This window comes from Roseomonas gilardii subsp. gilardii (assembly GCF_023078375.1).
In the GTDB taxonomy this organism is placed as follows: domain Bacteria; phylum Pseudomonadota; class Alphaproteobacteria; order Acetobacterales; family Acetobacteraceae; genus Roseomonas; species Roseomonas gilardii.
In genome coordinates this window covers 3,734,475-3,747,374 of the sequence record NZ_CP095554.1, presented here as the reverse complement: position 1 = coordinate 3,747,374, position 12,900 = coordinate 3,734,475, and the positions used below count along the sequence as shown (strand labels likewise).

At 69.4% G+C, this 12,900-nt stretch carries 16 protein-coding genes and 1 other RNA gene; 6 read left to right on the top strand and 11 right to left on the bottom strand.

All coding sequences use genetic code 11. The annotated features are described in order from the left end of the window. The first annotated feature begins 70 nt into the window (after window positions 1-70). The 3 genes from MVG78_RS17290 (at window position 71) to MVG78_RS17280 (ending at window position 2,242) form a co-directional block, all read left to right on the top strand. On the top strand, window positions 71-1,039 hold the full coding sequence (locus MVG78_RS17290) for an acetamidase/formamidase family protein (protein ID WP_247553877.1): 969 nt from the start codon (window positions 71-73) through the stop codon (window positions 1,037-1,039). A gap of 128 nt (window positions 1,040-1,167) precedes the next feature. After that, window positions 1,168-1,713 carry a GcrA family cell cycle regulator gene (locus tag MVG78_RS17285; RefSeq protein ID WP_247553875.1) on the top strand — a complete coding sequence of 182 codons (546 nt, stop codon included), beginning with the start codon at window positions 1,168-1,170 and terminating at the stop codon, window positions 1,711-1,713. Between the two features lie 100 nt (window positions 1,714-1,813). After that, complete coding sequence (locus MVG78_RS17280) at window positions 1,814-2,242, top strand: metallophosphoesterase (RefSeq protein ID WP_428480689.1); 429 nt, start codon at window positions 1,814-1,816, stop codon at window positions 2,240-2,242. A 9-nt stretch (window positions 2,243-2,251) separates the two neighbouring features. On the opposite strand, the gene MVG78_RS17275 is transcribed toward MVG78_RS17280, so the two are convergent. From MVG78_RS17275 to ssrA, 11 genes are all read right to left on the bottom strand, one after another. Continuing rightward, window positions 2,252-2,827, bottom strand: a complete 576-nt coding sequence (locus MVG78_RS17275; RefSeq protein ID WP_247553864.1) for a YqhA family protein — start codon at window positions 2,825-2,827, stop codon at window positions 2,252-2,254. Between the two features lie 46 nt (window positions 2,828-2,873). Continuing rightward, on the bottom strand, window positions 2,874-3,254 hold the full coding sequence (locus tag MVG78_RS17270) for a YbbN family protein (RefSeq protein WP_247553862.1): 381 nt from the start codon (window positions 3,252-3,254) through the stop codon (window positions 2,874-2,876). Beyond that, complete coding sequence (locus tag MVG78_RS17265; protein WP_247553860.1) at window positions 3,251-3,490, bottom strand: ribbon-helix-helix domain-containing protein; 240 nt, start codon at window positions 3,488-3,490, stop codon at window positions 3,251-3,253. Before MVG78_RS17265 ends, MVG78_RS17270 begins: the two co-directional genes overlap by 4 nt. Window positions 3,491-3,525: 35 nt before the next feature. Continuing rightward, on the bottom strand, window positions 3,526-4,941 hold the full coding sequence (locus tag MVG78_RS17260; protein WP_247553858.1) for a class II fumarate hydratase: 1,416 nt from the start codon (window positions 4,939-4,941) through the stop codon (window positions 3,526-3,528). Between the two features lie 53 nt (window positions 4,942-4,994). Next, window positions 4,995-5,546: a hypothetical protein gene (locus tag MVG78_RS17255; protein WP_247553856.1), complete on the bottom strand. Its 552-nt coding sequence runs from the start codon at window positions 5,544-5,546 to the stop codon at window positions 4,995-4,997. 121 nt (window positions 5,547-5,667) lie between these two features. Continuing rightward, window positions 5,668-6,072, bottom strand: a complete 405-nt coding sequence (locus MVG78_RS17250) for a VOC family protein (RefSeq protein ID WP_247553854.1) — start codon at window positions 6,070-6,072, stop codon at window positions 5,668-5,670. 123 nt (window positions 6,073-6,195) lie between these two features. After that, on the bottom strand, window positions 6,196-7,230 hold the full coding sequence (locus MVG78_RS17245) for an NAD(P)-dependent alcohol dehydrogenase (protein ID WP_247553841.1): 1,035 nt from the start codon (window positions 7,228-7,230) through the stop codon (window positions 6,196-6,198). 91 nt (window positions 7,231-7,321) lie between these two features. After that, a complete protein-coding gene (locus tag MVG78_RS17240) occupies window positions 7,322-7,498 on the bottom strand; it encodes a hypothetical protein (RefSeq protein ID WP_247553840.1) in 177 nt (58 codons plus the stop codon). A 125-nt stretch (window positions 7,499-7,623) separates the two neighbouring features. Then, on the bottom strand, window positions 7,624-9,267 hold the full coding sequence (locus tag MVG78_RS17235) for a fumarate hydratase (protein WP_247560487.1): 1,644 nt from the start codon (window positions 9,265-9,267) through the stop codon (window positions 7,624-7,626). A 287-nt stretch (window positions 9,268-9,554) separates the two neighbouring features. Then, entirely contained in the window at window positions 9,555-10,016 is a 462-nt protein-coding gene (locus MVG78_RS17230) for an SspB family protein (protein ID WP_247553838.1), read from the bottom strand. 206 nt (window positions 10,017-10,222) lie between these two features. After that, window positions 10,223-10,548, bottom strand: a transfer-messenger RNA (tmRNA) gene (gene ssrA, locus MVG78_RS17225). Window positions 10,549-10,716: 168 nt separating this feature from the next. Here ssrA and MVG78_RS17220 point away from each other — a divergent pair. The 3 genes from MVG78_RS17220 to MVG78_RS17210 all read left to right on the top strand — a co-directional run bounded on the left by MVG78_RS17220 (window position 10,717) and on the right by MVG78_RS17210 (window position 12,898). Next, window positions 10,717-11,550: an alpha/beta fold hydrolase gene (locus MVG78_RS17220; protein WP_247553827.1), complete on the top strand. Its 834-nt coding sequence runs from the start codon at window positions 10,717-10,719 to the stop codon at window positions 11,548-11,550. A 92-nt stretch (window positions 11,551-11,642) separates the two neighbouring features. Further along, window positions 11,643-12,578: an FAD-dependent thymidylate synthase gene (thyX, locus tag MVG78_RS17215; protein ID WP_247560485.1), complete on the top strand. Its 936-nt coding sequence runs from the start codon at window positions 11,643-11,645 to the stop codon at window positions 12,576-12,578. Next, window positions 12,575-12,898, top strand: a complete 324-nt coding sequence (locus MVG78_RS17210; RefSeq protein ID WP_247553825.1) for a hypothetical protein — start codon at window positions 12,575-12,577, stop codon at window positions 12,896-12,898. Before thyX ends, MVG78_RS17210 begins: the two co-directional genes overlap by 4 nt. The last annotated feature ends 2 nt before the right edge of the window (window positions 12,899-12,900 follow it).

The window sequence follows — 12,900 nt, the reverse complement described above, 5'->3', positions numbered from 1 at the left end:
CCTGGCGCGATGCGGAACATTTCCGTGCGCACCAGACTCGGCCGGCGCCCATCGCCCCGCAGGAGGCCCCATGCCCCAGACGCATCATATCGCCGCGACGCCCGAGACCGTGCGCTGGGGGGTCTTCGATCCCGCCTTCCCGCCGGTCGCCACGGTGGAGTCCGGGGATCTCGTGGTCCTGCAATGCGTCTCCGGCGCACCGGAGATCATGCCGCCGCCGGAAAGCGGCCTCGCCATCCCGCCCGCCCTGGCCGCGATCCATGCGGCGCAGGTGCCGCGCCTGGGGGCGGGCCATATCCTGACCGGACCTGTGGCGGTGCGGGGCGCGGAGCCCGGCGACATGCTGCGCGTGGAGATCGAGCGCATCGATCTCGGCGCCGACTGGGGCTTCTGCGGCTTCCGCCCGCTGATGGGCACGCTGCCGGAGGATTTCCCCTTCTCGCGCATGCTGCACATCCCGGTGGACCGGGAGGCGATGACCTGCCGCCTGCCGATGGCGCGCGAGATCACCCTGCCGCTCGCGCCCTTCTTCGGCGTGATGGGCGTGGCGCCACCGCGCGAATGGGGGCGCATCAACACCAAGGAACCGCGTGCCCATGGCGGCAACCTCGACAACAAGGAACTGGGCGCGGGGGCCACGCTCTACCTGCCGGTGCATATGGAGGGCGCTCTCTTCTCCGCGGGCGATGGGCACGGCGTGCAGGGCGACGGCGAGGTCTGCATCAACGCGCTGGAAATCTGCCTCGACGGGCATTTCCGCCTGACGCTGGAAAAGGGCGGCGGCGCGAAGGACCCGCTGCTGCGTTTCCCGCGCGCGGAGACGGCGACGCATTTCATCACCATGGGGATGAACGAGGATCTCGACCTCGCCATGAAGCAGGCGCTGCGCGAGATGATCGCCTTCATCGCGTCGCGCACCAATCTCTCGCCCGCCGATGCCTATCAGTTCTGTTCCCTCGCGGTGGATTTCCGCGTGACGCAGACGGTGAACGGCGAGAAGGGCGTGCACGGGATGCTGCGCAAGGGACTGTTGTTCTGACGCCGCTTCTCCCCGGTATCCACAATCCGTCCACAACTTTTGCGTGCCTGGGAACTGTTCTGCATCTTGTGGGAAAGGGGCGCATTCACCTACCGTATTTAGCGGTGCTGGATACGGAGGAGTCCCTGATGGAGTGGACCGCCGAAGCGATCGAGACGCTGCAGGCTCTCTGGGCCGAAGGACATTCGACGGCCGAGATCGGCCGCCGCATGGGAATCTCGAAGAATGCCGTGGTGGGCAAGGCGCATCGCCTGAACCTCTCCGCGCGTCCCAGCCCCATCCGGCGTGAGGAGGCGGGAGAGGCGCGCATGGCCGAACCCGCCACGCCCCGTGCCGTCGCGGAAGCCCCGCGCCCCGCCGCGCCGCCGCCCTTGCCCGTGCCGCCCGCACCGCGCCCGGCGGCGGCCGCGCCGGCTGTCATGGCGCCCCCCGTTTCCGCACCGGCTCCGGCCCCGCGCAGCGCTCCGGCGCCCCGCGCGCCGGTCGCTCCGCCGCCGGTGGTGCGGCCCTTCCAGCGTACCGGCGCGCGCACCTGCTGCTGGCCGATCGGCGAGCCGGGCACCCCGGAATTCCGCTTCTGCACGGCCGAGGCGGTGCAGGGCCGTCCCTATTGCGCCGAGCATGCCTCCATCGCCTATGTGAAGGCGCGCGACCGGCGAGAGGACGCCGCCTGATCCGCCTGCCGGCACGACGCCGCTGACGGTCTTCTTCACCGCCGACACGCATTTCGGCCATGGCGGGGCGCTGGGTCTCTACCGGCGCCCTTTTCCGTCCGTGGCCGCGATGGATGCGGCGCTGACCGCATGCTGGAACGAGGTTGTCGGCCCGGGGGACGAGGTCTGGCATCTCGGCGATGTCGCGCTGAACCGGACGGCGCCCGCCGTGGCGGCCCTGCTCGATGGCCTGCATGGCCGGAAGCATCTCGTCACCGGCAACAATGACGGGCCGGCCGTCACGGAACAACCGGCCTGGGCCAGCGTGCAACCCTATGCGGAAATCGTGGTGGAGGATGTGCCGCTGGTGCTGTGCCACTATGCCTTCCGGAGCTGGCGGAACATGCACAAGGGCTGGCGCAACCTGCATGGGCACAGCCATGGCAGGCTGAAGCCGATCCCGCGCCAGACGGATGTCGGCGTGGATGTCTGGGATTTCCGGCCGGTCAACCTCGCCTCGATCCTGGCGGCACGCGGCGCCGGCGCCTGATCCCGCCGGTCAGTCGGGCGTCATGGAGGTGGGCGCCGTCGGCCTTTCGGAACGGTCGGCGAAGCTCATCAGCACATAGCCGACGATGAAGACGATGTTGATCACCACGAGCCAGAGCAACTGCCGCTCGCTGACGGTGTCCTCCAGCCGCATGAGCGCCTTCAGCAGTGCCACCGCGGAGATGGCCGCCATGGAGGCGAAGAGCTTCCGCTTCAGCCCGGCGAAGTCCACCGTGGTCAGCCAGATCGGCCAGCCCCTGCTGCTTTCGGGGCTGAGCCGGGAGATGATGTTCTCGTAGCTGGAGAACACGACGATCACCACCAGGCTGCCGACCAGCGCCAGGTCAATCAGCGTCAGCAGGCCGAGAATGGTCTCGTGCTCGCTCATGCGGCCGATCCTGAGGGCCAGCCCCAGCAGTTCCCGCATGAAGGTCGCGATCAGCACCAGGAGCGAGACGATCAGCCCCAGGTGGAGCGGCAGGACCAGCCACCGGCTGAGGGCGATGAAGCTCTCGATTCGCTGTACGGCAAGCCGCTTCTTGTCTTCCATGCGGGCAGGATAGGGGTGGCGGCGCCCCCCTGACATCCCATTGTTTCCGCCATCCTGCATGGCGGGCCTGGAACAGCTGGCGTCAGCGGGGCGGGGCGGCGATCTGCCGTGCGATGGTGTCGGCGAAGGCGGCGGCACCGGGCCAGCCGGTGATGCGGCCGGCCACGCGCCGCCCCCGGAACAGGAAGAAGACGGGGATGCCGTGCAGGCCGAAGCGGGTGGCCATCTCCGGATCGTCATAGACATTGTCGTGCAGCCAGCGCAGCTCCGGCCACTGGAAGCGCTCGGGCCGCGCCAGCATCGCCGCCTTGGCGATATCGCAGTTGGGGCAGTCGCGGCCCCAGAGGAAGAGCAGCGTCAGGGCCTGCGGCACATCCTCGGCCAGCACGGCATCCAGCCGGTCATGGGTGACGGGCCGCATGGGAAAACGCGCAAAGAACTCCGGATGCGCCGTGTCTGTCACGCCGGTTCCGCCCCCTGGGCCGCCTTGCGGGCATCCGCCAGGGCCAGCAGGCGCAGGGAGGAGGCCAGCGGCATCCCGGTTTCCGTGCGCGCCGCATCGACCTCGGCCACCAGCCGGACGAGGGGCAGGTTGCGCCGGAGGGCCATGCCCTCCAGCGCCGTCCAGAAATCGGGCTCCAGCGCGACGGAGGTGCGATGCCCCGCCAGGCTGAAGGAACGTTTCACCAGATGCCGCATCGGCCTCGTTTCGGAATATCCGCCGCGATGGGGGGTCAGCCCCCGGCGCCGGACAGGCTGGCCCCGGGATGGATCATGTCCTCCGGCCGCACCCAGCGGTCGAAGTCCTCGGGCTTCACATAGCCCAGCTTCCCGGCCGCGTCGCGCAGGGGCAGGTTCTCCTTCAGCGCCAGCTTCCCGATCTGCACCGCCTTGTCGTAGCCGATATGCGGGTTCAGCGCCGTCACCAGCATCAGGGAGTTGGCGAGGTTCTGGGCGATGCGCTCGCGGTTCGGCTCCAGCTTGTCCACCATGTTGTGGGCGAAGCTCTCGGAGGCATCGGCCAGCAGCGTGCAGGATTGCAGCACCGCCTGGATGATGACGGGCTTGAAGACGTTCAGCTCCAGGAAGCTCTGCGCGGCCCCGAAGGTGACGGTGGTGGTGTTGCCCATCACCTGGGCGCAGACCATGGTCAGCGCCTCGCTCTGCGTCGGGTTGGTCTTGCCCGGCATGATCGAGGAGGAAAGCCCGTCTGCCGGGATGACCAGCTCCGAGATGCCGGAACGCGGGCCGGAGCCCAGCAGGCGGATGTCGTTGCCGAGCTTGTTCAGCGAGACGGCGATGGTGTTCAGCACGCCCTGGAGCTCGACGAAGGCGTCGTGCGCGCCCATGCCCTCGAAGGGATTCGGGCTGGCGGTGAAGTGCAGGCCGGTGAGCGCCGCCATCCGCGCGGCGAAGGCCTCGGCGAAGCCGGCATGGGTGTTGAGGCCCGTGCCCGCCGCCGTGCCGCCCTGCGGCAGCACCAGCAGGCGCGGCAGCGCATCGTGCAGCCGGGCGATGCCGAGCCGCACCTGACGCGCCCAGGCGGCGAATTCCTGGCCCAGCGTGACCGGCACCGCATCCATCATATGGGTGCGGCCGACCTTCACGATGCCGTCCCATTCCTTCGCCCGCTTCTCCAGGCTGGCGAGCAGCACCTCCAGCGCCGGGATCAGCCGGTGCGTCACCGCCTCGGCGGCGGCGACATGCATGATGGTGGGGAAGCTGTCGTTGGAGGACTGGCCGCGATTCACGTGGTCGTTCGGATGCACCGGCTTCCGCGAGCCGAGCGGCGAGCCCAGCATCTCGTTGGCGCGGTTCGAGATGACCTCGTTGGCGTTCATGTTGGTCTGGGTGCCGGAGCCGGTCTGCCAGACGGGGAGGGGGAAGTCCTCGTCCCTCTTGTTCTCCGCGATCTCCTTCGCCGCGGCGATGATCGGGTCGGCCAGCTCGGCGGGCAGCTCGCCCAGCGCCTTATTGGCCTCGGCGGCGGCCTGCTTCTGCAGCCCGACGGCGCGGATCAGCGCGGGCGGGAACTTCTCCGTGCCGATGCGGAAGAGCTGGCGGGCACGCTCCGTCTGCGGGCCCCAGTAGCGGGTGGCGGGAATTTCGATGGTGCCGAGGCTGTCGGTCTCGGTGCGTGTGTCGGCCATGCGCGGGTCTCCTTTCGCGAGGAGGGCAATTTAATTGATAATGATTATCAAGTTCAATTCATGCGAGTCCAGAGCGCCTTGCCGAAGCCCCGCGCATCCAGATCCTGCACCGTGCCCACCACCTCCGCCCTTCCGTTCCGGCAGCGCCATTCATAGGGCGTGTCATGGCCGGTCGCGGCCATGGGGATGGAGTCGGAGGCCGGGTTCTGGCGGCAGAACTCCTCCGCCCCGGCATTCTCGCGGCGCTGGTCCAGCTTGTCGCAGGGCAGGTTGGCCCCGGTGAAACAGGCATAGAGATGCCCGTCCATGCAGCGGTAATGCGACTGGGCGCGCAGCAAGGCCTCATCCGGCTTCGTTGTCCCGCCAGGGAAGCTTTTCCGCCAGGCGCGCAGGAAGCCGTCGCGCAGGGAAGGGTCATAGCCCCGGACCGTGTCGTCATCGCCGATGCGGGCGCAGCGAGCGGCCGGGCCGGAGGACTCCGCCGGCCCGGCGGCGCGTGCCGCCGCGGGCAGGGTCAGCAGGACGGCGGCGGCAAGAAGAACGGCCGGAAGCCGGGCGGCACCGGCCCTGCACGGGAATATCGCCGCCCGATCCTGTTCTCGCATCCGTCTGCCCCTCCGATGCCTCGCTGCCCATTTGGGGGCGATCCCTGGCGGGTGGGTGCCGTGAACGGGCAAAACCCCGTGAGGCGCCCCCTGGGAACCGTAAGGGGTGGCGGCAGATGCCTCAGGAATGGTTGGAGTAGGTCGAGATCTCGATCAGGTTGCCATCCGGGTCCCGGCAATAGACCGAGGTGATGGGACCCAGCGCGCCATATTTCGGCGCCGGCCCGTCCAGGATGGCCACCCCGCATTCGCGCAGATGCGCCGCGATGTCCTCGCCCGAGACGGCGACGACAAAGCAGAGGTCCTGCACCCCCGGGGTCGGGTTGTGCCCCGTTTCCCAGTCCTCCGCCGAGGCGTCCATGGGGCGCAGGTTGATCTTCTGGCCCCCGAAACGCAGCGCGGTCCGGTTCTTCGGGCCGAAGGCTTCCCGCTCCATCCCCAGCACGCGCTGGTACCAGGAGGCACTGGTCTCCAGGTCGCGGCAGGTGATGACGAGGTGGTCCAGCCGGTCCACGGCAAAACGCATGGGTCAGAGTTCCTCGAACAACAGGTGAGCCGTCGATCCGGCCGGCGGGGGGTCACGCCACGATAATCCGGTCTTTTCCAGCGGAATACCCGGCGGCCGGCCCCGCGTCCCGGGGCATGGCGATCAATCGAAGGCGATCTGCGTCTTGATGACCTCCGGCCGCCCTTCCGCCGCGAATTCGAAGGCCTCCACCGCCTGCCCGAAGGGGAAGGTGCGGGAGATCAGCGGCTTCACGTCGATCCTGCCGGAGGCCAGCAGCGCCACGGCGCGTGGGAAAACATGGGCATAGCGGAAGACGTTCTCGATCCGCAGCTCCTTCACCTGCGCCGCGCTGACATCGAAGGGCACCGGCCCGGGCGGGATGCCGACCAGCACCACCGTGCCGCCGGGGCAGGCGAGGTCCATCATCCCGGCGAAGGCGCGCGGGCTGCCGCTGGCCTCGAAGACCACATCGGCGCCCCAGCCGCTGGTCAGGGCGCGGACCTTCTCCGCCACATCCTCCCGCGCGACATTCACCGGGTGGAGGCCGGCATAGCGGGCCGCGATCTCCAGCTTCTCCGCCTGCACATCCGTCACCACCACCTCGGCGCATCCGGCGGCCAGGGCGGCGAGGGCGGTCATCAGGCCGATCGTGCCCGCGCCCAGCACGACCGCGATCTGGCCGGGGGCGATGCGCGCCTTCACCGCCGCCTGCATGCCGACGGCCAGGGGCTCGACGAAGGCGCCCTCGGCGAAGCTCACATGGTCCGGCAGGCGGAAGGTCAGGCTGGCGGGATGCACCACCTCCGGCGCCAGGCAGCCATGGACCGGCGGCGTGGCCCAGAAGCGCACGGCGGGATCGAGGTTGTAGAGGCCCTGCCGCGAGGCGCGCGAGGTCCAGTCCGGGATGCCGGGCTCCATGCAGACGCGGTCGCCGGGTTTCAGCGTCGTGACGCCGGCGCCGACCTCCGTCACCACGCCGCTGGCCTCGTGGCCGAGCACCATCGGCTCCCGCACCACGAACTGGCCGATGGCACCGTGCAGGTAGTAATGCAGGTCGCTGCCGCAGATGCCGACGCATTTCACGGCGATCCGGACATCGCCCTCGCCCAGGGCCCAGGGCAGGTCGATGTCGCGCAGTCGCAGCTCGTGCTGCCTTTCCAGGACCAGGGCGCGCATGGGCGGTCTCCGTTTCCCCTGGCGCCGATGTTGGCGCGGGGGTGCCCGGACGTCCAGCCGGAGCCACGCTCCCGGCGGGCGGTGCCGTGCCTCAGGGCCTGGGGGCGGTGAACTGCTCCACAACCACCTTCTCGGCCTTCTCGCGGCTCGGATAGGGGCCGGAGACCAGGTCACCCTGGTCGTCCAGCACATACCAGCCGGGGCCGTTGAAGCGCGTGGCGCGGGAGACATGCTCGCCCGCCACGCTTTCCAGGTAACGCACCTCCATCGCCTGCCTCCTGCTCCGGGGGCGCCGCGCCGGGGAAAGGGGCGGCATCCTCTGCCGGAACGGAAAAGGGCGCGGGAGCGTTGCCGCCCCCGCGCCCCCTTCGGGCCATCGGACCGGGAAGGGGCCTATTCCAGCCCCTCGTAGAAGTCGTTGCCCTTGTCATCCACGACGATGAAGGCGGGGAAGTCCACCACCTCGATCTTCCAGACCGCCTCCATGCCGAGCTCCGGATACTCCAGCACCTCGACCTTCCTGATGCAGTCCTGCGCCAGCCGGGCGGCGGGGCCGCCGACGGAGCCGAGATAGAAGCCTCCATACTGCTTGCAGGCATTGGTGACGGCCTTGGAGCGGTTGCCCTTCGCGAGCATCACCAGCGACCCGCCCGCGGCCTGGAAGGCGGCCACGTAGCTGTCCATGCGCCCGGCGGTGGTGGGGCCGAAGGAGCCGGTGGGCATGCCCTCGGGCGTCTTGGCCGGGCCGGCGTAATAGACCGGGTGGTCCTTGATGTACTGGGGCAGGCCCTCGCCACGGTCCAGGCGCTCCTGCAGCTTGGCATGGGCGATGTCGCGCGCCACCACGATCGTGCCGGTCAGCGAGACGCGGGTCTTCACCGGATGCCTCGACAGCTCGGCGCGGATCTCGTCCATCGGGCGGGAGAGGTCGATCTTCACCACCTCGCCGCCCAGGGATTCGTCCGTGTGCTCCGGCAGGTACTTCGCCGGATCGTGCTCCAGCTCCTCCAGGAACACGCCCTCGGCGGTGATCTTCGCCTTGATCTGGCGGTCGGCGGAGCAGGAGACGCCGATGCCGATGGGCAGCGAGGCGCCATGGCGCGGCAGGCGGATGACGCGCACATCATGGCAGAAATACTTGCCGCCGAACTGCGCGCCGATGCCGATGTTCTGCGTCAGCTTGTGGATCTCGGCCTCCAGCTCCCGGTCGCGGAAGCCATGCCCGGTGCGGTCGCCCTTCTCCGGCAACTCGTCGAGATACTTGGTCGAGCCGAGCTTCACCGTCTTGAGGTTGGCCTCGGCCGAGGTGCCGCCGATCACGATGGAGAGGTGGTAGGGCGGGCAGGCGGAGGTGCCGAGCGTCTTGATCTTCTCCTCCAGGAAGGCGAGCAGCTTGGGCTTGTTCAGCACCGCGCGCGTCTGCTGGTAGAGGAAGGTCTTGTTGGCCGATCCGCCGCCCTTGAGCACGAACATCAGGTGGAACTCGTCCGCGTGGTGCTCGCCGGGGCTGGCATAGATGTCGAACTGCACCGGCAGGTTGTTGCCGGTGTTCACCTCCTCGAACATCGAGAGAGGGGCCATCTGCGAATAGCGCAGGTTGGTCTCGGTATAGGTGCGGAACACGCCGTAGGAGAGCGCCTCCTCCTCGTCGCCCTCGACCCAGACGCGCTGGCCCTTCTTGCCGAAGACGATGGCGGTGCCAGTGTCCTGGCACATGGGCAGGACGCCGCCCGCGGCGATGTTGGCGTTCTTCAGCAGGTCCAGCGCCACGAAGCGGTCGTTCGCACTGGCCTCGGGGTCGTCGAGGATCTTGCGGAGCTGCGCCAGATGCGCCGGGCGCAGCAGGTGCGAGACATCGTGGCAAGCGGCGAAGGCCAGGTCCTCCAGCGCCTTCTCCGGGATGGAGAGGACGCGCTTGCCGTTCACCTCGATGGCCTTCACGCCCTCGATGGGCAGGCGGCGGTAGCGGGTCTTGTCCTCGCCGAGCGGCAGGAGCGGACTGTAGCGGAAGTCCTTGCTCCGCTGCGACACCGGCATGCCGGCATCGGCCTCGGCGCCGGAGGAGGCGTCGGGCGAGGGGGTGGTCAGGACGTCGGTCATTGTTGGGGCTCTCCGGGCAGAGGGGGAGAAGAACGCGTTTGTCCACGCTCTACTCCAGCCATCCCGGCCACGCCACCGCCCCGGGGCCTGCCTGGCCCTGATGGCAGCCCTGATTCCAGGCGGAAACGACGCTGTTCCGGCGCCAGCCATGCGGCGGGGCGGGATCAGGCTCCCGCACGCCGATGACCCCTCGCGGATCGCCCCGCCCGGATCGTCCTGGCCCGCTAGTCCTTGCCGCTGGGGCGCCGGCGGAAGGCGTCCAGGCTGACCACCTCGGCCGGGCCGGAGGGCGGCGGGGCCTCGGGCTCCGCCGCGCGCGCCTCGGCGGGGGGCAGCAGGCTCGGCTCCTCCGGGGCTTCCCCGGCGCCGTCCGGCGGGTTGAAGCGGAGCCCGACCCGGACATGCGGGTCCAGGAAGCCGGTCAGGGCGGCAAAGGGGATGACCAGCGTGGAGGACACGCCGCCGAAGCTGAGGCCGACGGAGATCTGCCGGGCCTCGCGGTCCACCTTCAGGTCCCAGAACTGGTGCTGCAGCACCACCGTCATCTCCTGCGGGTATTTCGCCCGCAGATGGCCGGGGACGATCGTGCCGGGCGCGTCGGTCCGGAAGCTCAGGTAGAAGTGATGTTCCCCGGGCAGGCCGTGTTCCGCCGCGTATTCGAGGGCGCGCAACGCGACCTCGCGCATGGCGTCCTCGGTCCAGCGGTCATAGGGCAGCAGACTGTCGGCCAGGGGGGCTGGTCACTCATGTCACAGTCAATCCTGTTGCCCCGGATTTTAGGAATGATGGCGGGGTGGCGCCAGTAGGATCGCCGTGGGATGGCGCCAGCGGACAGGATTGGCAAGAGCCCCGGAGGCGGAGAACGCGCCGGGGGAGCCCATGGGCAGAGATGAGTGGGGGGATTCTGTTGCCCCGTTCCCCCCGGACGGCGCTTACCTATTTAGGCAGCGAGCGCCACAGCCTCGCGGCTGTTATCGTTGGCACTTGTGAATTAGCCCGATAACGGCGGTACAATGCCGGGCAAAAGACAGGGCTTTACCATGCGCGTCGAACCTGTTTCGCCCCCATCCTGCCCCGAACGACCTCGAGGGATGAATGGTGGAGGCGCCGGGCACTGCCCCCGGGTCCGCAACACTTATTCCACCTGCCGTTTATCGCCATAGCCACCCGAAGGTGAGCAACACCCATATAGGCGATCCCCGGACGGAAATCGAGGGGGTGTCCGCGACGGCTTGCCGCTTCCCGCGCCCAGGCTCCATCCTTCCCGCCGGCGCCGCAGAGCGCCCGCGGAACAGGGAGGAAGACATGCCAGGAACGATAGGCCGGCGCCGGCTGCTGGCGGGCGCCGCCATAGGCGCCGCAACCGGGCTTGCCACGGGAACCACCATGCGGGCCGCCCGGGCGGCGGAGGAGGACCGCTTCTTCGATTCCGCCGGGGTGAAGATCCACTACATCGAGGCGGGGCAGGGTGATCCCGTCATCCTGATGCACGGCTACACGGACGACATCCAGGGGCAGTGGGTGAAGACCGGCATCTTCCCCGCCCTGGCCAAGGGCTACCGCACCATCGCCCTCGACGCGCGGGGCCACGGCCTGTCCGGCAAGCCGCATGACCGTTCCGCCTACGGGCCGGAAATGGGCTATGACATCACCCGGCTGATGGACCATCTGTCGATCCCCAGGGCCCATATCGTCGGCTATTCCATGGGCGCGCATGTGGTGGCGCAACTCCTGACCAGACAGCCGGAGCGCTTCGTCACCGCGACCCTGGGCGGCGCCTCGGGCCGGCGGAACTGGACCGAGGAGGACCAGAAGCGCGTCGATATCGAATCCACCGAGATGGACGAAGGACTGCTGCGTTCGCAGATCCTCCGCCTCTGGCCCCGCGACCAGCCGCCGCCGACCGAGGAGCAGTTGCGCGAGCGTTCGGCCCAGGCCCTGGCGGGCAAGGACCCGAAGGCGCTGGCAGCGGTGCGGCGGTCCAACCCCGACCAGGTGGTGACCGAGGCGCAGATGCGCGCCGTCACCGTGCCGGTGCTGGGCATCGTCGGAACGAGTGATCCCTATCTCAAGGATTTCCAGGCGTTGAAGGCGGCGATGCCGCAACTGGAACTGGTGACCATCCCGGGTGCCAGCCATGGCACGGCCCCGGGGCGGCCGGAGTTCATCGCCGCGCTGGAAACCTTCCTGAAGGCGCATCCGGCGGCTCGCGCGGGGTAGACGGGCGCTGAGCCGTTATGGCGCGGTCTTCCCGGTCATTCTAGAAGGGCCGGACCTGGCGCGACGACCGCGCCGTGATCGAGGGGGGCGGCATGGCGCTGACGGAGCAGCAACAGGCGGAACTGGCGGAAGCGCGGGCGCAGCGGCACGAAACGCGCCGCCCCACCGTGCCGGCGCTGGAGGCGATGCTCTTCGAGGCCCTGCCGGTGCTGGACCACGGCTTCGTCCGGGTGGTGGATTACATGGGCGACGACGCGGCGGTGGTGCAGGCCGCCCGCGTCTCCTATGGCCGCGGCACCCGGGCGGCCAATGAGGACCGGGGGCTGATCCGCTACCTGATGCGGCACCGGCATTCCACGCCCTTCGAGATGTGCGAGATCAAGCTGCATGTGAAGCTGCCGATCTTCGTCGCCCGGCAGTGGATCCGGCACCGCACGGCCAATGTGAACGAGTATTCTGCCCGCTATTCGGTGCTGGACCGGGAATTCTACATCCCCGAGCCCGGCGCCCTGGCCGCTCAGTCCGCCAGCAACCGGCAGGGCCGGGGGGAGATCCTGGGCGGGGAGGAGGCGGAGCGCGTCCTCGCCCTGCTGCGCGAGGATGCCGGGCGGAACTACGACCACTATATCGAGATGCTGAACGAGGGCGAGGACGGGCAGGTGCTCGACCCAGCCCGCCAGGGGCTGACGCGCGAACTGGCGCGGATGAACCTGACGCTCAACGCCTACACGCAGTGGTACTGGAAGGTGGATCTCCAGAACCTCTTCCACTTCCTCTCGCTGCGCGCCGATGCCCATGCGCAATACGAGATCCGCGTCTATGCCGAGGCCATCCTGCGCGCGGTGGAAGCCTGGGTGCCGCTCTGCGCCGAGGCCTTCCGCGACTACCGCCTCGGCGCGGTGACCCTCTCCTCGCGGATGCTGGCGGTCGTGCGCGGCATGCTGGACGGGAAGGCGCCGACGGCGGAGGAGGCCGGGCTGAGCAAGCGCGAATGGCGGGAACTGATGGCGGTGCTCGGCCGCGCATGAGCGGCGCGGCGGCCAAGCGGCCTGGCACGGCCGGGAAGCCGGGCTCCGGCGCCACGCCCCGGCCGCCGGGCAAAACCGGGGCACGTTCCCCTGGCAAGGGCGCGCGCCGGCCCGGCAGCGGCAAGGGCGCCCGGCTGCGGGCCGCGTTGCAGGGGCGGCCGGGCCTGCCCTGGTGGCGCCGGCCGCTGTCCATCATCCTGATCCTGCTGGCGCTCTTCGTCGGCCTGCCGGTGATGCAGGCGCTGTTCGGGGAACTCGGCGCCATCATGCTCGGCTGCCTCGCCGCCGGCTTCGCCCTGGGGCGCGCCACCGCCCGCTGAGT